The organism is Pseudomonas sp. RIT-562 (genome assembly GCF_026241895.1).
GTDB classification, from domain to species: Bacteria; Pseudomonadota; Gammaproteobacteria; order Pseudomonadales; family Pseudomonadaceae; genus Aquipseudomonas; species Aquipseudomonas mandelii_F.
In genome coordinates this window covers 76,664-94,459 of the sequence record NZ_JAPJIV010000014.1, presented here as the reverse complement: position 1 = coordinate 94,459, position 17,796 = coordinate 76,664, and the positions used below count along the sequence as shown (strand labels likewise).

14 protein-coding genes are annotated in these 17,796 nt (G+C 59.8%); 6 read left to right on the top strand and 8 right to left on the bottom strand.

Going from position 1 to position 17,796, the window contains the following annotated elements; all coding sequences use genetic code 11:
- Positions 1-154: 154 nt before the first annotated feature.
- Positions 155-4,960, bottom strand: coding sequence for a dermonecrotic toxin domain-containing protein (locus tag ORL50_RS17740; RefSeq protein ID WP_266016861.1), 4,806 nt, complete (start codon positions 4,958-4,960; stop codon positions 155-157).
- A 180-nt stretch (positions 4,961-5,140) separates the two neighbouring features.
- Here ORL50_RS17740 and ORL50_RS17735 point away from each other — a divergent pair, with 180 nt between their 5' ends.
- Entirely contained in the window at positions 5,141-6,181 is a 1,041-nt protein-coding gene (locus ORL50_RS17735) for an Ldh family oxidoreductase (protein WP_266016860.1), read from the top strand.
- 266 nt (positions 6,182-6,447) lie between these two features.
- Here ORL50_RS17735 and ORL50_RS17730 read toward each other — a convergent pair whose 3' ends face one another.
- Positions 6,448-6,765 carry an ElaB/YgaM/YqjD family protein gene (locus tag ORL50_RS17730; protein WP_266016858.1) on the bottom strand — a complete coding sequence of 106 codons (318 nt, stop codon included), beginning with the start codon at positions 6,763-6,765 and terminating at the stop codon, positions 6,448-6,450.
- A gap of 163 nt (positions 6,766-6,928) precedes the next feature.
- On the opposite strand from ORL50_RS17730, the gene ORL50_RS17725 reads away from it, so the two are divergent.
- Positions 6,929-7,180 carry a hypothetical protein gene (locus ORL50_RS17725; protein WP_266016856.1) on the top strand — a complete coding sequence of 84 codons (252 nt, stop codon included), beginning with the start codon at positions 6,929-6,931 and terminating at the stop codon, positions 7,178-7,180.
- A 14-nt stretch (positions 7,181-7,194) separates the two neighbouring features.
- Here ORL50_RS17725 and ORL50_RS17720 read toward each other — a convergent pair whose 3' ends face one another.
- Complete coding sequence (locus ORL50_RS17720) at positions 7,195-8,106, bottom strand: LysR family transcriptional regulator (RefSeq protein ID WP_266016855.1); 912 nt, start codon at positions 8,104-8,106, stop codon at positions 7,195-7,197.
- Between the two features lie 84 nt (positions 8,107-8,190).
- On the opposite strand from ORL50_RS17720, the gene ORL50_RS17715 reads away from it, so the two are divergent.
- Entirely contained in the window at positions 8,191-9,114 is a 924-nt protein-coding gene (locus ORL50_RS17715) for a carbon-nitrogen hydrolase family protein (RefSeq protein WP_266016853.1), read from the top strand.
- Positions 9,115-9,180: 66 nt separating this feature from the next.
- On the opposite strand, the gene ORL50_RS17710 is transcribed toward ORL50_RS17715, so the two are convergent.
- The 3 genes from ORL50_RS17710 to ORL50_RS17700 all read right to left on the bottom strand — a co-directional run bounded on the left by ORL50_RS17710 (position 9,181) and on the right by ORL50_RS17700 (position 12,587).
- Positions 9,181-9,654: an LEA/WHy family protein gene (locus ORL50_RS17710; protein ID WP_266016851.1), complete on the bottom strand. Its 474-nt coding sequence runs from the start codon at positions 9,652-9,654 to the stop codon at positions 9,181-9,183.
- A gap of 57 nt (positions 9,655-9,711) precedes the next feature.
- Positions 9,712-11,184: a nucleobase:cation symporter-2 family protein gene (locus ORL50_RS17705; protein WP_266016849.1), complete on the bottom strand. Its 1,473-nt coding sequence runs from the start codon at positions 11,182-11,184 to the stop codon at positions 9,712-9,714.
- 350 nt (positions 11,185-11,534) lie between these two features.
- Positions 11,535-12,587, bottom strand: a complete 1,053-nt coding sequence (locus ORL50_RS17700; protein ID WP_266016847.1) for an aldo/keto reductase — start codon at positions 12,585-12,587, stop codon at positions 11,535-11,537.
- Between the two features lie 145 nt (positions 12,588-12,732).
- Here ORL50_RS17700 and zapE point away from each other — a divergent pair, with 145 nt between their 5' ends.
- The 3 genes from zapE to ORL50_RS17685 all read left to right on the top strand — a co-directional run bounded on the left by zapE (position 12,733) and on the right by ORL50_RS17685 (position 15,124).
- Entirely contained in the window at positions 12,733-13,851 is a 1,119-nt protein-coding gene (gene zapE / locus ORL50_RS17695) for a cell division protein ZapE (protein WP_266016846.1), read from the top strand.
- 18 nt (positions 13,852-13,869) lie between these two features.
- Positions 13,870-14,451: a DinB family protein gene (locus tag ORL50_RS17690; protein WP_266016844.1), complete on the top strand. Its 582-nt coding sequence runs from the start codon at positions 13,870-13,872 to the stop codon at positions 14,449-14,451.
- Positions 14,452-14,632: 181 nt separating this feature from the next.
- Positions 14,633-15,124 carry a GNAT family N-acetyltransferase gene (locus tag ORL50_RS17685; protein WP_266016843.1) on the top strand — a complete coding sequence of 164 codons (492 nt, stop codon included), beginning with the start codon at positions 14,633-14,635 and terminating at the stop codon, positions 15,122-15,124.
- Positions 15,125-15,167: 43 nt separating this feature from the next.
- Here ORL50_RS17685 and ORL50_RS17680 read toward each other — a convergent pair whose 3' ends face one another.
- Both ORL50_RS17680 and ORL50_RS17675 read right to left on the bottom strand, forming a co-directional pair.
- Positions 15,168-15,368 (bottom strand): hypothetical protein, encoded by a 201-nt coding sequence (locus ORL50_RS17680; protein ID WP_266016841.1) that lies wholly within the window; start codon positions 15,366-15,368, stop codon positions 15,168-15,170.
- Positions 15,369-15,466: 98 nt separating this feature from the next.
- Complete coding sequence (locus tag ORL50_RS17675) at positions 15,467-17,704, bottom strand: TonB-dependent siderophore receptor (RefSeq protein ID WP_266016839.1); 2,238 nt, start codon at positions 17,702-17,704, stop codon at positions 15,467-15,469.
- Between the last annotated feature and the right edge of the window lie 92 nt (positions 17,705-17,796).

Below are 17,796 nucleotides of genomic sequence, written 5' to 3'. Positions count from 1 at the left end.
CATTCTAACCTTTGGAGGAAGTCGGCGAGAACACCGTCATGGCAATTACCCATCAAAGAGCAATGTTTTTCATTCAACCCTTTGTTGAAAGGGCGTCTTGGAGTCGTAACGGCGCCAGCTCCGGTTGCAGCTGGCGCAGCTCCCAGGCTCCCGATCAGGGAACCACGACAGCTTCAGGATCCAGCAGCCTTCCCATTTCGCAGATCAGGTGAGTTACCGAGTCGGCATTGCGCAGGATCGTGTCAATCCGGATGTCGGCTGAGCTGCGGTCAAGAAATGCGTTACGCGCATCGCTCAAGGACTTGGTACGCGTGGTCTTCAAGACTTCTTTAGCCACGTCATAGGATTCACTGATGGCATCCAGGCTTACCCATTTGGAAAGTGTGCTGTTCCAATCGGAAAACAACTGATGGCGCGGCGTTGCCAGTGACAGCGCCTCGCGCTGGTACTCTTCCTGTTCGCGTTTGAGTTTGGCGCCGTAGGCGGTTGTCGTTTCAACGATGTCGGTAAACGGACGCCTGGCCTCCAGGTAGGCAATGTCGATAGTGTCGGCGAAATGGTGGGAAAACTCGTGGATCAGGGTCGCTGCCTGGGCATGGCCGTCGACATCAAAGGCCTCGGTGAGTCCGGTCTTGTACCAATCCAGTTTGGGATCGAAGAAGTGTTCGGAAAAGTAGACTCTTTTTTGCTTATCCTTTTGCACGACAAATGCTATGAAACTCGACGACTGCACAGTGCTGGAACCCACCACGAATCGTCGGGTGTCGAGTTCGTCCAGCCCAGGGTCCACTACTGCATTGCAAATGGGCACAATCACTTTTCTGATTTTATCCAGCACCCCTTGATCCACGGTGTCGATACCAAAGAACGACTTGAAGTAGGACTCCAGCCGTGTGCCATCGACGCTCTGGCGCAACTGCACCAGATTGTGCAGGCTTCTGAAGGCATAGAGCCGGGCGATGTCGAGGGCTTGGGTGATTGCCTGAGCTTTTTCGGGATAATGCCGGCGAATCTGATCCATGCCCTCGGCTTCGATATTGAGCCCTTCCTTTGCTTCGAGCTGGGTCACCAGGTTATTGGCGAACCGCGATATCGCTTTGCCGTACTGCACTGAGTGAGGGTGAGACGAGATCACCAGCTGGGGGCCGGGTGCCAGGTCGAGCAGCGGTCCTTTGTTCACGCCGTCAGTCATGTGCCATTTGCCGCTGTGCTGCGCGACGCGGTAGACCTTGCCGGATACCGGCGCGAAGTGGTGCGTGGTGGTCGTGTCACGGTAGGTATTGCTGACGGCGTTTTTTTGAAACTGCTGCAGATCGGCTGCCGGCGCTTCGTATACCTGCGCGGCGGTCCGGGTGGCGGAAGTGACGTTGATGGTCGACCATTTTGCTCCCGCAATGGCCTGGGTATTGTCGGGTACTACTGGGAGGGGTGGTTCGGGTGTGGCTTCCGGGCTGGCGTGCATCATCCGGCCGAGCGTGATCATTTGCGCGCCGCCGGCAACGAATGACTCCAGTGCTCGTTTCCAATGGTGGTCCTGCAGGGCCTCGGCCGAGTCCTTGAAATCCTTGTAGGCTTGCCATAGAACAGACACGCAGGTCAGCTTGCCGGGCAGGCAACCCGCCACCAGCTTGATCCCGGAACTGAACAGTTGCTTGACCTTGTCCCAATCAGATTGGGCCGTTGCGGTGTTCTGGCTACCCAGCATCTCTTTGAGCAGCGCAATATTGTCCTGGAACAGGCGCTCCAGCACATTGCCGGTGATCGGAGTATTCGCCAGGGTGATTTCGCTCGTGCCCCCGACGGAGTCGTTGTACAAGGTTTTGTAACTGGAGCGCGAGGCTTCGGGCAGGCGGCGGATCAATAGATCCTGCAACGGTCCTGGCAAGTTCAGCGCCGCCAACAGACTGCTCTCGTCGTCAAATTCTGTGAACGGTTCGCCGACGTAATAGGGGGCGTAGAGCACCTGCGGTTGACTGGCACCAGGATTTGCGCTGATCAGGTACATGCCCAGCGTTTGCACCGGTGTGGCGCCTGGCGTTGAAATCAAGGTCAATGGCCGGATGATTGCGTTGGCACCTTTGACTGCCGCCCTGGCCGTGGCGTTGGGCATGTCCAGCAACTGCTGGATGGCATCGAATGCGTTGGCAGACAACTGTTCCTGCAGCTTGAGGGCATGGGCCTCCTGCAACAGTTGCCAGGGCATTTGACGGAAATAGCGCAGCTTGCGCTCCAGGGCGTCGTCGCTGTCCCCCGACAGTTGTTCAGACAACAAACGGGCGTAGACCGATTTGATGTTCAACTGCAACAGCAGCTGGCGGATGGCCGCCGGGTCCATGCCTTTTGGCAACGCTTGCGAGGTTTTCGAGGCCACGGTGAAACTGGTGCCCTGAAGCACATTGACGTGGTTGAGCGCAAACTCGGTCAGCGATTGTGCCGGCCCGGCGATGGCCAGTGCCGGCGTGACTTCGACGTTGTCCGGGTCGATGTAATCGTCTGCGAAACGGGTCTTCTGCAGACATATCAGCTGTTCGTGGACGTAGACCGCGAGGGTCTTGATGCCATGCAGATAGTCTTTGCCCTCGTGCACATTGCGGCCGTGTTGCGCCATCAGCTCGATATGTTTCTGCTGCTCCGCCGGTAATGCCATGCCCAGCCAGGCAGGCAAGGACTGTTGGGTGGCGATTGCCTCACTGATCTCCTTGGCGCGCTGCAAATTAGTAAACAGCGGACGGTTTTTCAGCAGGTTCAGAGCGTCTGCCGTCTTGGATTGTCCCAGTTTTAATGAGCGCACCTGTTCGCACTCGGCGAGGAAATGATCGATGGCCGATTGCTGCAGATGTAGCAGGACATTGCTCTCGATCAGCCGAAACTGCCCCAGCCGGTATTTTGTATGAGGCCTGCGCTCATCCGGCAACAGGTTTTCCAGCAGCGCCAGGCGCTTGATCGGGTCCAGCAGTCGGCGCCGTAGCTGGGTCTTGGCGCTTGCCAGTGAAGTGAAAACCTCCAGCCCCGTGGCCGGCGTCCACAGGATTGCCCGACCGGAGTGGTGTGGGTCCAGGCCGCCGCGCTCGGTCAGCAGGAAACAATGCGCCACTTTAAACGAGCTGGAGTTGCTCGCCGTTTCCAGGCTGAACCAATACGCGTCCGGACGGAATCCATTCAGCGCCTTGCGTTGCGGGCGGGAAGGGTAGGCCGTATCGAGGACGCAGTCGACGATGCCGGCATCGGGTGCGTCCAAGCTGCGGTTAAGCAGGCGCAACCTGGCTTCCCCCCGAATGCCCACCGACATGGCATGGGCCAGCTGGGGTTTCAGCGACTCAAGGTAGGTACGTTGCGCAGCAGGGGTGATGACAGGTTGCGCGAGCCACTGCACCTCCAGGGCCAGCCTGACACTTTCAAAGGTTTTGGACTCTGCAACTGCCTTATCGGCCAGCACGATCGAGGGGCGCGCTTGCCCGGTAATTATCGGGCTGGTGCTCCAGCGACCCAGGGTCGGTAGGGCGGTTAACTTGGCGTCGAGCAGGCTGCGCACGTCCAGCGCTTTGTCGAACAGTGCCGCCATGTTCACCAGCCCATCGCTGTTGCGGAACACGCCCAAGGCGTACTCAACATTGCGCAGTTGTTTTTCGATAATCAGGTTAAACATCGATTCGAACAACGCACCGGTGATGACTTCACCGGACACCTGTGGCTGGTTAAACCCAATGAAGAGATTGCGTTCCTCCTGTGTCAGCAGTTCGTACAACTCGTCGTCATGCCCCTCGGCGCTGAACTTGGCGCGTACCGTCTTCAGCAGGTCGGGGTAATCCTCCAACAGCTGCAAGCCACTGACGGGGGTAAAGAGATACGCATCGGGGTGGCCGATCATGAACGATCCCGCCAGCTCGATATAGTTGGCGGAGTATTCCCACAGACGCACCGATTCCGCAGCCAGCGGCAATGTCGAACCTGTCGGGACGCTGCGATCAAACAATGTCACCAACGCCTGGGATTGCTCGGCAGTGATGATTGATTCCTGGCGTTTGAACAGGATATCCACGCGAGCCCTGTCGCTGATGGCCTGGACTGCTATATCGCGACGGCTCTGCCCATCGGGTAATAGGAAATTCCAGTAGTCCTGCAGTTTTTCCCCGAGTAAACGGGCCAACGTCGAAGAAACGGTCTTGACCGCGTTCTGCCAGACAACCTGATCCGTTTCGCCCTGGGTTAAAGAGCTTCCTGGATTGGAATACGTGACAACCTGGTCCGCCGGCCATCCCTGGTGGCGGTAGTAAAGCAGGAAGGCGTCACTGAGCGGCAGGACCTCTTCCACTATTGGGCTGACGCCGGGGAGGGAAACGAAGCGTACCCGGGTCTGGCTTTGCTTCAAGCCCGCAAACGCACCGTGCAGCAAGTCGTCAAACAAGGCGTTCAACAGTTCTGCAAGCGAGGGTAGCAGGAGCAACTGGTCGAGCAATTGCTGTGCGTTCTGGTTCTGATTGGCTTCGATAACGGTTTTTTGATCCTCGAATATCCCATCCGCGATGAGTTCGTGAGCCACTTCAGTGATCACCTCGCCATCGACTGCGGTGCGCTGGCTGATCGAGAGAAATCGCAGCAGCATTGCCCGGTCGGACGGTTGCGTCAGGCGCAGAACCAGTTCTGCCTTCAGTGCCTCGACATCGTCGAACTTCTCGATCCCGCCGTAAGGGCTGTACAGGACCGCAGCGGCATCATCCGGGGTCGACGACAACATGAAACATCCGGCCAGCGGGATGGAAGGCTTGCCCTTGACCTTGAGCAACAGGCGCTCAGCGGACATCGGCGGGGTCAGCGCCTGCCGACGAGTGTCGGTAGCCAGGTGTATATGTTCGAGCCAGCCGAGGTCCTTGCTGGACAGCGAGTGAGAGGTTTGTAGTTCGCGATGTGTGCCGGGCTCATTGAGCACTTGCGGGAAAAACAGCGGGGAGGCAGCGGTCATGGGAAGTCTCGAAGATTATCGCCCTGTCGGCGAGCAGTGAATAAGGCGCCAAACCTAAGTGCTGGCGCCCCGAGCAGGGTGGTAAATAGTTATTGCGAAATTCCCCGCCATGTCGGTTACATTGGTCCGGTTGCTCATCACACGCTGTTGCCCCCTCCAATAATTAATCTGGAGCTTCAGATGTCCGCGCCACATGACCTTGCCTCGACAAAAACTGCGCAAAGCCTGTCTTTTGCTGAATTAACCCAGCTTCTCGAAAAAATCTTCCTGCGCCATGGCACCTCGGGCGACGTCGCCAGGACCCTGGCCTGCAACTGCGCGGGTGCCGAACGGGACGGCGCGCACAGCCATGGCGTGTTCCGCATTCCCGGATATGTGTCGACTCTGCAAAGTGGCTGGGTCGATGGTCAGGCGGTGCCGGTGGTCGAAGACGTGGCCTCGGGTTTCGTTCGGGTCGATGCCGCTAACGGTTTTGCCCAGCCTGCGCTGGCGGCGGCGCGTGCCTTGCTGGTGGACAAGGCGCGCAGTGCAGGCATAGCGGTACTGGCCATCCGTAACTCCCACCATTTCGCCGCGTTGTGGCCGGATGTCGAACCCTTTGCCTACGAAGGGCTGGTGGCGTTGAGCGTGGTCAACAGCATGACGTGCGTGGTGCCCCACGGCGCCGATCGTCCGCTGTTCGGCACCAACCCGATTGCCTTCGCCGCACCTCGGGCCGATGGCGAGCCTATCGTCTTCGACCTGGCTACCAGCGCGATTGCCCACGGCGATGTACAGATCGCCGCGCGCAAGGGCGAGCGTTTGCCAGCGGGCATGGGCGTGGACAGCCTTGGCCAGCCTACTCAGGACCCCAAGGCCATCCTGGAGGGCGGCGCGCTGCTGCCATTTGGCGGGCACAAGGGCTCGGCCCTGTCGATGATGGTGGAGCTGTTGGCGGCGGCGCTGACGGGCGGGAATTTTTCTTTCGAGTTCGATTGGTCGAATCACCCCGGGGCCAAGACGCCGTGGACCGGGCAACTGTTGATTGTGATTGACCCCAGCAAGGCGGCTGGGCAGAGTTTCGCCGAGCGCAGCCAGGAGCTGGTGCGGCAGATGCATGGCGCAGGGCTTAAACGACTACCGGGCGATCGCCGGCATCAGCAGCGGGCGAAATCGGAAGCTGCAGGGATCGAGCTGGATGCGCAGACGCTGGATAACTTGCGTGTGCTGGCAGGGGACTGAAGCGTTCAGCAACGTTGAAGTTAATTAAATCCCGTAGCAGCTGGCGAAGCCTGCGTTCGCGAGTCTGCTTAGACCCTGTAGCAGCTGGCGAAGCCTGCGTTCGCGAGTCTGTTTAGACCTTGTAGCAGCTGGCGAAGCCTGCGTTCGGCTGCGAAGCAGTCGTAAAACCTGCGAGTGAGGTCTACCTGATACAACTCGCGCACTGATCTTACGACTGCTGCGAAGCCGAACGCAGGCTGCGCCAGCTGCTACACAGGGTTGGCGAATCAACGACGACCGAGCAGCAACCCCACCACCAGGCCGAAACCTGCGGAGATCGCCACGGTTTGCCATGGATGGCCACCAATGTAGCTCTCGGTAGCTTCAACCGCAGGCTTGGTCCGATCACGAACGCTGTTGACCGAATCCATGGCCTGCTGGAGTTTCTGGGCGACCTGCCCGCGAAGGGTCTCGGCCTCTTCACCGACCAGTGATGCGCTGCTCTTGAGCAGTTTGTCCGACTCTTCGATCAACGCTTGCAGCTCGCTGAACGCTTGATCCTTGATTTGATCTTCGGCAATTTGCGCGGCAGTTTTCCGGGCCATTGAAGTACTCCTTGCTGATGGATAGACAGTGATCAATGGAGTGTAGAGCGGCACGAAAAGTTGCAGGGATTTAGCGCGAAGATGTGATCCGCAAGAAAATCCAGCGCAGGACATTTCCTACCAGGGTGTAAGATGTCGCCAATTTACACAGCAGGAAAACCCCATGAGCTTCAATCTGGCCGACAAACCCCTTTCAGAGCGCGCGGCGCTTGAAGATGAAAAATCCCGTCTATTCGACCTCTGGCAAAGCAACCTGGGCAAAGCCAAGGGCGAGGCCGCTCGTTTATTTGGCGAGCGCGCTAAACGCAAAGGTAAATGGGCCGAGTGGGTCCGCTCCGAACTCGACACCATGTCACCCCCGGAATTTGCCAACATGGTGCGCAGTGAAGTCAATCGCTTGATGGCTGCCAAGTAGCCTGGGAACTGGCCTTACGAACTGGCCACGCTGGCGACAATCGCCTCGCGAACTTTAAGCACAATCGGATCCAGCTGGGTACTGGTGCGCCAACCCAGCTCTATGGGGTAACGCGGCAATGCCAGGGGGCAGGGCAGCAGCATCAGCCCACTGAGCGCGGCAATACTTTGCGCGGCATGGGTGGGGATGGTCGCCACGGCCTGACTGCCCTTGAGCAGGAACGGCAACGCCGCAAAATGCGTGGTAGCCGCACATACCCGTCGACTCAGCCCCAGCGCCGCCAGCCCTTCATCGGTGATGCCGATGAAACCACCCGAAGACACCAGGATGTGCTCGCGGGCGACAAACGTCTCCAGACTCAGGACTTGCCCCTCCATCAGGCTGGCGGGATCAACCAGGCACGCATAACCTCCTTCTCCCAGCACCTGGCGGCTGAGCAGGCGCTCGGCAAACCCTCCAGCGGTGATCGCCAGGTCGAGGCTGCGATCCATCAACGCCTGCGCCACGATCTGGCTGTGGGTCTGGCGGAAAATCAAGCGCAATTTCGGCGCGCGCCGAGCGACTTCATCCATCAACCGGCGCCCGTAGGCGATTTCAAAGTCATCCGAGAGGCCGACGATGACGCTGCGACCGTCGTAGTTTTCGGCTGAAGGGTCGACCATCGCCAGGCTCTGCCGGCATTTGTTCAAGGCGTCAACCACCACCGGCTTGAGTTGATCGGCCTGGAGCGTGGGGGCCAGGCCGCGCCCGGTGCGCACAAACAACTGATCGCCATACACTTCACGCAATCGACGCAAGGCTGCACTGACCGCCGACTGGGTGACTCCGAGGCGCAAGGCCGCGCGACTGGCACTGGACTCCTCGTGCAGGGCTTCGAACACTTTGAGTAAGTTGAGATCGACGTCTGCGATATTCATGGTCTTCATATCATTCAGCAGTGAACGGGGCTTTATTCATGATCCGGTGGCGCCGGAGAATGGGCAACCCTTTAGTGTTCACGGAGCGGCGCCATGCCCAAGTCAATCGTTGCTGCACTGCAAATCGGCGCCTTGCCAGGTGGCAAGGCCGAGACGCTGGAACAGATCCTCACCTCGGAAAGCGCAATCATCGAATCCGCTGCGAAGTTGGTGGTCATGCCCGAAGCGTTGCTGGGTGGCTACCCCAAGGGCGAGAGTTTTGGTACCCAACTAGGTTATCGCCTGCCGGAGGGGCGCGAGGCTTTCGCCCGTTACTTCGCCAATGCCATCGATGTGCCGGGGGCTGAAACCGACGCGCTGGCCGGGTTGTCGGCGCGCACCGGAGCGAATCTGGTGATTGGCGTCATCGAGCGGGCCGGCAGTACCCTGTATTGCACCGCGCTGCATTTCGACCCGCAGGTGGGGCTGCTGGCCAAACACCGCAAGTTGATGCCGACCGGCACCGAGCGCTTGATCTGGGGCCAGGGCGACGGCTCGACGTTGCCGGTGATCGAGAGTCAGGTTGGGCGTGTCGGCGCTGTGGTGTGCTGGGAAAACATGATGCCGCTGTTACGCACCGCGATGTATGCCAAAGGCGTTGAAGTGTGGTGCGCACCTACGGTCGACGAGCGGGAAATGTGGCAAGTGAGCATGCGCCATATTGCCCACGAAGGCCGTTGTTTTGTGGTCAGCGCCTGCCAGGTCCAGGACTCGCCTGATGTGCTGGGCGTGGACATTGCCAACTGGCCGGCTGATCGGCCTTTGATTGCCGGCGGCAGTGTGATCGTCGGGCCGATGGGCGACGTACTGGCAGGGCCGTTGCGTGGAAAGGCGGGTTTGCTGACGGCGCAAATCGACACGGACGATCTCATCCGTGCCCGGTATGACTACGACGTGGTTGGCCATTATGCGCGGCCAGATGTATTCGAGTTGACGGTGGATGAGCGGGCGAAACCAGGGGTTCGATTTATCGAGTAACGCCCAGTGGGCGCAAAATCAAACGTTCGGAGCAGCATCCATGTCATCCAGGCTCCCAAGTCAGCTTTACCAGGTGCCGGAAACCGTCCCCGGCAAACTGAGCTTGCCGCTATCGACGAAACGCATGGTGCCGAACAAGCCGCCGGCGAGTTTTCCGCGCAGCACGTATGGCAGGTTGTTCAGGGTCTGCGTCCGGCTCAATCCCAGGGTCTGACGCAACACCGAGAACGCCGAAACGCTGACCGGTACGGTCAACACGGTTTCGGCAAAACGTGGGATCGAGCCCGACTGATCGCTGACGCCCGAGGCCAGCGGCTGGCCATTGACCTCCAGGTCCAGGGCCACGCCGTTGTAGTCAATGGCACTGTCATTGGGATTCTGCACGCGGATTTTCAGGGCAAACCGGACTTCCATGTCCTGGCCCTGCAGCGGCTCGATGCCCACCACGTTGATATTCACCGGGTCGCGATTGGGGAGGAGGGCGCAAGCGCTCAGGGAGAGCAACAGCAAGGACAGGATGACGGCGTGAATACTGCGCATGGACAGGCTCTCTTCAAGTAAAGGGCTGAGCCGCTGCCGGCTCAACCCTCAAGCCTATCAGCGGTTCAACTGTGCGACCGCCGCTGTGGATGCCGGTTCAGCCTTGGCCGCCATATCAGGGTTTTCCATGACCTGGAGGATCGACGCTTCCGGGTCAAAATCGTCTTCTTCCAGTTCGATAAATTCTTCAGGCAGGAAGATGTTCAGCACGATAGCGCACAACGCGCCGACAGTGATTGGCGATTCGAAGATGTTGTGCAACGCCAGTGGCAGCTCGCGCAGCACTTCGGGAACCGCGGCGACGCCCAGGCCCATGCCCAGGGAGATCGCCACGATCAACATATTGCGTCGGTGCAGGCCGGCCTCGGCGAGGATCTTGATTCCGGCGACGGCCACGGTGCCAAACATCACCAGTTCGGCGCCGCCGAGCACCGGTTTTGGCATCAACTGCAGCACCGCGCCAATCATCGGGAACAGGCCCAGCACCACTAGCAGACCGGCAATAAAAAACGCCACGTAGCGGCTGGCCACGCCGGTGAGCTGAATCACCCCGTTGTTCTGGGCGAAGGTCACCATGGGCATGCTGTTGAACACGGCAGCCATGGCCGAGTTGAGACCGTCGGCGAGCAGGCCGGACTTGATCCGCCGAATGTACACCGGCCCTTTGACCGGTTGCCGGGAGATCATCGAGTTGGCCGTGAGGTCACCGGCCGCTTCCAGTGGCGACACCAGGAAGATCACGGCCACCGGGACGAATGCAACCCAGTCGAAATTGAATCCGTACTTGAACGGTACAGGCACGCTCATCAGCGGCACGTCGGGCATGCTCGAGAAACTGACGTCACCCATCAGCCACGCCACAAAGTAACCCAGGGTCAGGCCGATGACGATGGCCCCCAGGCGGAGGAAGGGCACGTCGACCCGGTTCAGCACCACGATGGTGCCCAGCACCAATGCGGCGAGCGCCAGGTGATGGGCGCCACCCAGGTCGGTGGCACCGAAGCCGCCAGCGATATCGGTCATCGCCACCTTGATCAGCGACAGGCCCATGAGGGTAATGATGGTGCCGGTCACGACCGGGGTGATGAGCATGCGCAGTTTGCCGATGAACTGGCTGAGCACCACTTCGATGAACGCTGCGAAAAAGCACACGCCGAAGATCGTCGAAAGGATTTCATCGGTGCCGCCGCCCCGAGCCTTGACCATGAAACCGGCACTTAGAATGACGCTGATGAACGAGAAACTGGTGCCTTGCAAACACAACAACCCGGAACCGATCGGCCCGAAGCGTCGCGCCTGGACGAAGGTGCCCAGGCCGGAAACGAACAGCGCCATGCTGATCAGGTAGGGAATTTCGCTTTGCAGGCCCAGGGCGCTGCCCATGATCAGGGTCGGGGTGATGATGCCGACAAAACTGGCCAGCACGTGCTGCAAGGCGGCGAACACGGTGGCGGTGAGATGTGGCCGATCGTTGAGGCCGTAGATCAGGTCGTTGTTACGCGTAGCGGGGGCTTTTTCAGAGGCGGTCATGGTGATGTGCGTGCCAAAAGGCGGGCCGGGTCAGAAAATGGAGGCGCAGGATGCCAGAAAGCGCGAGAAACAGTAACCAAGGGTTTCAGAAAACCTGCGGCAGCCGCGACGTTGGCCATGGCAATGCTGTGCCTGTATGCCGCCAGGCACTAAATCGATCGCTCGTAGGAGTCTGGCTTGCCAGCGATGGCGTCCGCGAGATCGCCATCGCCGGCAAGCCGGGCTCCTACGGATTTGTGCCGAGCCCAATCCCGCATACACCTGCATCGACCGTAGGAGCCTGGCTCGCCAGCGATGGCGTCAGAAAAAATCGCCATCGCCAGGACCTCATGCCCTAGCCAGGCGCCACATCAAGCCACCGGAATCTTCGGCAAATCCAGAACTCGATCGCCACTGAAGCGCGAAAAGGAACCCGCCAGGGTTTCATGCGGCACGCCCTTGGGCACGTCGCTCACTTCATCCAGCCGCGCCAGTTGCGCGGCATCCAACTGCACCGCCAATGCCCCCAGTGTTGAATCGAGCTGCTCGCGGGTACGCGAACCCAGAATCGGAATCAGCGTGGTGGTCGACTGCCGGGCTTTTTCCCGCAGCCAGGCGATGGCCACATGCGTCGGGCTGGCGCCCAGTTCCTCGGCAACGGCGAGCAGCGTATCGAGCAGGGCAGTCTCGCGGGCGCTTTTCTCCGCGTGGATCAGCATGCCCAGCTTGGCGGCGCGGTTGTCGCCATCGTTGTGGCGATATTTGCCCGTCAGGAAGCCGCCCCCCAAAGGCGACCACAAGGTCGCGGCCAGACCCAGGGCTTCGGCCATCGGCAGCTGCTCACGTTCGGCGCTGCGCTCGGCCAGGCTGTATTCGACCTGGATCGCAGCAATCGGCGCAAACCCCCGAACCTCCGCCAGCAGATCAGCCCGGGCGATGCGCCAGGCGGGGAAGTTGGACAAGCCCGCGTAATGAATCTTGCCGGCACGCACCAGGTCGTCGAAGCCGCGCAGAATCTCTTCCATGGGCGTGACGCCATCGCTCATGTGGGCCCAGAACAGGTCAAGGTGATCGGTCTTGAGACGGGTCAGGCTCTCCTCGACGGCGCGGACCATGTTCTTGCGGTTGTTGCCCGTGTGGGAAATGCCGTCTGCGGGGGTAGTCCCCAGGGTGTATTTGCTGGCGATGACCAGCCGATCACGTTCGGGGGCGATGAATTCGCTGAGCATGCTTTCAGACTGGCCGGCCTGATAGCCGTTGGCGGTGTCGATGAAGTTGCCACCGGCTTGCAGGTACCCGTCGAAAATCCGCAGGGCTTCGTCGCGCTCGGCGCCGTGCCCCCAGCCCGTGCCGAAATTACCGGCACCCAGGGCGAGTTCCGAAACACGCAGGCCGGTTTTGCGGCCGAATACTTTGTAGTGCATGGCGTTAACTCCTGAAATCACGGGCAGGGATATTTATATATGTTGCATGTAATGTATTAAATATGATGCTTGTAATATCTGCAGTCAAGGCATTTTTTTAACCACCTGAAGATGCCTGGAGAGCGCTCATGGCATACTGCCGCGCATGACCATCAACTCGCCGTTAAGCGCCTGGCAGCAGGCCATCGAAGACAAAGGTTTCGTCCAGGACGAAGCCCAGGAACACGCCGTGTGGGCGCTGCAGAAATGCTTCGAGGCCTTGCACGAAGGCCGCTCGCCGGTCACCGGGGTTTACCTGTGGGGCCCGGTAGGGCGCGGCAAGACCTGGCTGATGGATCAGTTCTATCAAAGCCTGCGAGTCCCGGCCCGGCGCCAGCATTTCCATCATTTCATGGGCTGGGTGCATCAACGTTCCTTTCAGCTGACCGGTACCGCCGACCCACTCAAAGCGCTCGCCCGGGAGCTTGCCGAAGAGGTTCGGGTGCTGTGCTTTGATGAGTTGTTCGTCAACGACATCGGCGACGCAATCATCCTCGGACGGTTGTTCCAGGTGATGTTCGAGCAGGGCGTAGTGGTGGTGTGCACCTCCAATGTGCCGCCGGACCAACTGTATGCAGACGGATTTAATCGCGAGCGTTTCGTGCCTGCCATCGAGGCGATCAAGCAGCACATGCAGGTGATTGCAGTCGATGGCGCTGAAGATCACCGCCTGCATCCCGGCACCGGGCTGCAGCGTTATTGGGTGGCAGCGCCTGGGCAATCGGCGGCCTTGCACGAGGTGTTCAAGGCATTGACCGTTGGCCAGACAGTCTCCAGCGCACCGATTGAGGTCGGCCACCGCTCTCTCAAGGTGCTGCAAGCCAGTAAAAGCGTCCTGTGGTGTCGGTATGCCGACCTCTGCGAGCAACCTTTCGCCGCGATGGATTTCATGGCCTTGTGCGATACCTTCAAGGCTATTCTGTTAAGTGAAGTGCCGAACCTCAGCGCGCAAAAACGCCTTGGACGCATCGCCCGGGGCACTGAAGACGGGGTCGAGCGGATAGTCGCAGGCGACCGTGAGCTACCGCAGTTGTCGGTGCATGACGACGGAGTTCGTCGGTTCATTGCCCTGGTGGACGAATGTTATGACCGCAAAGTGCCGCTGTATCTCGAAGCCGAGGTGCCGATGGACGTGCTTTACACCGAGGGTTACCTGGAGTTCCCGTTCCGCCGAACCCTGAGTCGGCTTCAGGAAATGCAGCTGCAACGTTTTGCCGAGGTTTGATCACCGGGAGGCGAGATCATGTCTCAAACGCTGTCGCATCATCTGCTGACCATGGCCTATCAGAACGCCTGGGCCAATCACCGGCTGGGCAAAGCCTGTGTCCGATTGAGCGCTGAGGAACTGGCGGCACCGCGAGTGAGCTTCTTCCCGACCATCAAGGCAACCTTGAACCATATTCTGACCTGCGACTGGTTCTATGTGGATGCGCTGGAACGGGAGTTGCGCGGCGACGATCCGCACCCTGACTGCCAGGTGTTCTTCAGGGTGGATGAGCCCTGTGGGACGGCGGCTGAACTGCAGCGCGAACAAGCGCTGGTGGACCGGCGGCTGATCGCCTATTGCGAACAGATGCGTGATGGCGATCTGGGCAAGATCGTGTCCATTGCCCGTGACACACCGCAGCACGACAGCCGATTGCGCCTGCTTTCACACCTGTTCGAGCATCAGATCCACCATCGCGGGCAGGTCCATGCAATGCTCAGCGGCACTTCGGTTGACCCGCCGCAGCTGGACGAATTTTTCTGTGCGGGGGAGGCGGGATTACGGGCTGAGGATTTTTCCGAACTGGGGTGGACTGAGGCGTTGATCTGGGGGCATTGAGCCGCCCCTTGTGCTGCGCTTGCGACTTGAGGTGCCCGCCAAGCCCGTAGGAGCCTGGCTTGCCAGCGATGGCGGCCGCGAGTTCGCCATCGCCGGCAAGCCGGGCTCCTTTCATTGCTTTTGCTTTGCGGTCGCCCTTGATAGATTCACCCGCAGCTACTTCACGTGTTCGAGGATGGAAATGGAATCCGCAGAAATTCTTGTGCTTCAGGCCAGTTACACCAACCCCCTGCATGCCGAAGCCATCAGCCTGGTGTTGAACCACTATGCCGAAGACCCGATGGGCGGCGGGCATTCCCTGCCGGCCGAGGTGCTGGAACACCTCCCGGCAGAACTGGCCAAAAGGCCTCATGCGTTCAGCGTGCTGGCCTTCGTCGACGGCGAGCCGGCGGGCCTGGTCAATTGCTTCGAAGGGTTTTCGACTTTTGCCTGCAAGCCGCTGGTCAACATCCACGACGTCGCCGTGATCAAAAAATTTCGCGGTCTGGGGCTGAGTCAGAAGATGTTGCAGAAGGTCGAGGACATCGCTCGCCAGCGTGGCTGCTGCAAAATAACCCTGGAGGTTCTGGAAGGTAACGCCATTGCCCAGGCGTCCTATGGCAAGTTCGGCTTCGCTGCGGGGATGTTCGATCCGGCCCATGGTCGCATGCTGTTCTGGACCAAGCCGTTGTAAAAGCAGGTGCGGCGGGGGAGCGAACTCCCGCGCCGCCACTTGATCAGGGTTTGTAGTGCTCCGTCATTTGCGCGGTTTGATCGTCCGGAACCCGCACTTGTGGCGTTTGCTGAGGCTGGTTCGCCTCTTGGCTTAATCGCAGGGTTTCGTAGTAATAGCGCATGCGTTCAGCGCCGCCTTCGGCCCAGGCGGCCGTGGAGCCCAGCATCATCAAGCTGGCGAGGATCAGGGTTGTACATTTCATGGTTGCCTCCCACTACAGATCAGGGGTGCCCTTTCGTCCATGAAGCAATGTCGAAAGGGCATTATCCGCCGATTCCGTTAATTGGGAATTAACAGCCTCTAAATTTTCCAATCCAGGCTCAGGGTTACCGTTCTCGGGTCACCCCAGTAGTTGCCGTTGTAGAACCCGACGTTCTCGTAGTACTTCTTGTCGAACAGGTTGTTCACATTCAACGAGGCCGACAGATGCTGGTCGAACTCGTAGCGCGACATCAGGTTGACCAGGGCGTAGGCGTCCTGACGAATATTGGTCCGCTCAGTGATGATTCTTCCTGCAGCGTTGCGCCCAACCGGACGACTCGCGGCGCGATAGATCTCGCTTTGCCAGTTGAGCGCGCCACCCACGGTCAGCGCATGCCAGTCACCTGGCAGTCGATAAGCGGTGGACAAGCGGAACATGTTCAAAGGCGCAGTGGTGTTGGTGCGGTTCTTTTCGCCATTGACCGAGTGGGTATAGGTGTAACCGGCGGTCATGTTCCAGTCGGCCAGCACTTCGCCCGACAGCTCGGCCTCGAAGCCTTCGACCTTGGTGCCCTTGCCATTGGCCTTGTAGAACTGTTCACCGGTAGCCGGATCCGGCGGCACCGAATCGTCCAGTTCGGCGACGTTATCCTGATCGCTCCAGAACAGCGCGGTGGCGAGGTTGAGTCGCTCTTCCAGGAGGCTGCCTTTGAGGCCCAGCTCATAGTTGCTGCCCACCACCGGTTCAAGGTACTTGCGGTTGGCGTCGCGATTGGTCTGTGGCTTGAAGATGTCGGTGTAGCTGACGTAGGCGGTGTACTGCGGGGTGATGTCGTACAGCAGCCCGGCGTAGGGCGTCCACATGTCGTTGTGTTTCTGGCTGGTATCGTCCACACCGCTCAGTACCTGATTGGCGTCGTAGCTGTTGGTGGTACTCGAGGATTTCCAGCTGCCGTAGCGGCTGCCCAGGACGGCATGCAATTCATCGGTCAGGCTCAGGCGCGTGGCCAGGTAGCCGGCTTTCTGCTCGGTGCTGCTGGTGGAGCCGGTGAGGCTGGTCACGGTGTCGGAGAATTTGCCGATATTACCCATGTATTTCCAGTCCGGCACGATCGCGTAGTCATCAGCCATCGGCCCGTCGGTGTAGGGGTTCTTGTCGCTGCGCTGCGCTTCGCCGTAGCCGACCATCAGCTCGTGTTCGCGCCCCAGCAGCGAGTAGGGGCCGGAGACGTTGAAGTCGTAGGCTTTCATTTTCTGGGTGCCGATCATGTGGCTGACGTTGGCGATCATGCCGCTGCGATCAGGCTCGGGGAAGCCGCCACCGGCGTAGTAGATCTTGCCATCGGTGTCGCTCTCGCGATGGGTGTACGCCGCCTTGAGGTGCCAGCCAGCGCCCAGTTGATGGTCCAGGTTGGCGAAGGCGGTCTGGTCCTTGAGCGGCCAGGAGCTCCAGGACGTTGCCATGTTGGTCGAGCGGCCAAGGTTGGCCTTGCTGCCGTCGGCGTTCCAGTAGGGCACGGTGCCCCAGGAAGTGCCCTGCACATGTTTGTTCTGGTAGTCGTAGCCCACGGCCAGGGTGGTGGCATCCGTGAGGTCGGCTTCCAGCACGCCGTAGGCGACTTCCCGTTGTTGCTGATATTTGTCGCGGAACGAATCGCTGTCGCGATAAGCCAGCACACTGCGCCCGCGCAGCCGGCCGTCGAAAGCCAACGGGCCGCCGACGTCCAGGTAGGTGTAGTAATTGTCGTAGCTGCCGGCGCTGGCACCGGTCTTGGCCTCCCACTGCGCAGTCGGGCGTTTGCGAACCATGTTGATGGTGGCAGACGGATCGCCCGCGCCCGTGGTCAGGCCGGTGGCGCCGCGCACGACCTCGATGCGGTCATAGATGATGGTGTCGGAGTCGGACTTCATGTAGCTGAAGGTATTGAGCATTCCATCAACCTGGAAGTTGTTGATCGAGTAGCCGCGGGAGGAATAGCTGACCCGGTCCGAGTCGTTGTGCTGCACCACGATGCCAGTGGTCTGGCGCATGGCTTCGGACAGCGAAGTGAGTTTGAAGTCGTCCATCTGCTGGCGCGTGACCACGGAAACCGATTGCGGGGTTTCCTTGATCGACAGGTTCAGGCGAGTGGCGCTGCTCATGGCGCCGGTGGTGTAGGACTGGGTGTTTTCGGTGTTGCTGCCCAGGCCCTGGGCGGTGACGCTGGTGGCGGTCAGTTCGAGGACGCCGCTGACCGGAGCCTTGTCGGTTTCGGTGTCAGCGAGCAGATCCGGGCTCAGTGCAACGCTGCACAGGCCGAGGGTGAAAGTCATGGAACGGGTGATAGGCGCGAACATCGCAGCCGACTCCTTGTCGTTGAGGGAAAAATTCCGTTTGCTCAAAGACGAAGGAGGGCGGCGATATTTAGTGGTAAACGATAATTATTACT

Coding starts and splice junctions, on each gene's coding strand:
- ORL50_RS17740 (WP_266016861.1), bottom strand. CDS start 4,960: ATGACCGCTGCCTCCCCGCTGTTTTTCCCGCAAGTGCTCAATGAGCCC.
- ORL50_RS17735 (WP_266016860.1), top strand. CDS start 5,141: ATGTCCGCGCCACATGACCTTGCCTCGACAAAAACTGCGCAAAGCCTG.
- ORL50_RS17730 (WP_266016858.1), bottom strand. CDS start 6,765: ATGGCCCGGAAAACTGCCGCGCAAATTGCCGAAGATCAAATCAAGGAT.
- ORL50_RS17725 (WP_266016856.1), top strand. CDS start 6,929: ATGAGCTTCAATCTGGCCGACAAACCCCTTTCAGAGCGCGCGGCGCTT.
- ORL50_RS17720 (WP_266016855.1), bottom strand. CDS start 8,106: ATGAAGACCATGAATATCGCAGACGTCGATCTCAACTTACTCAAAGTG.
- ORL50_RS17715 (WP_266016853.1), top strand. CDS start 8,191: ATGCCCAAGTCAATCGTTGCTGCACTGCAAATCGGCGCCTTGCCAGGT.
- ORL50_RS17710 (WP_266016851.1), bottom strand. CDS start 9,654: ATGCGCAGTATTCACGCCGTCATCCTGTCCTTGCTGTTGCTCTCCCTG.
- ORL50_RS17705 (WP_266016849.1), bottom strand. CDS start 11,184: ATGACCGCCTCTGAAAAAGCCCCCGCTACGCGTAACAACGACCTGATC.
- ORL50_RS17700 (WP_266016847.1), bottom strand. CDS start 12,587: ATGCACTACAAAGTATTCGGCCGCAAAACCGGCCTGCGTGTTTCGGAA.
- zapE (WP_266016846.1), top strand. CDS start 12,733: ATGACCATCAACTCGCCGTTAAGCGCCTGGCAGCAGGCCATCGAAGAC.
- ORL50_RS17690 (WP_266016844.1), top strand. CDS start 13,870: ATGTCTCAAACGCTGTCGCATCATCTGCTGACCATGGCCTATCAGAAC.
- ORL50_RS17685 (WP_266016843.1), top strand. CDS start 14,633: ATGGAATCCGCAGAAATTCTTGTGCTTCAGGCCAGTTACACCAACCCC.
- ORL50_RS17680 (WP_266016841.1), bottom strand. CDS start 15,368: ATGAAATGTACAACCCTGATCCTCGCCAGCTTGATGATGCTGGGCTCC.
- ORL50_RS17675 (WP_266016839.1), bottom strand. CDS start 17,704: ATGTTCGCGCCTATCACCCGTTCCATGACTTTCACCCTCGGCCTGTGC.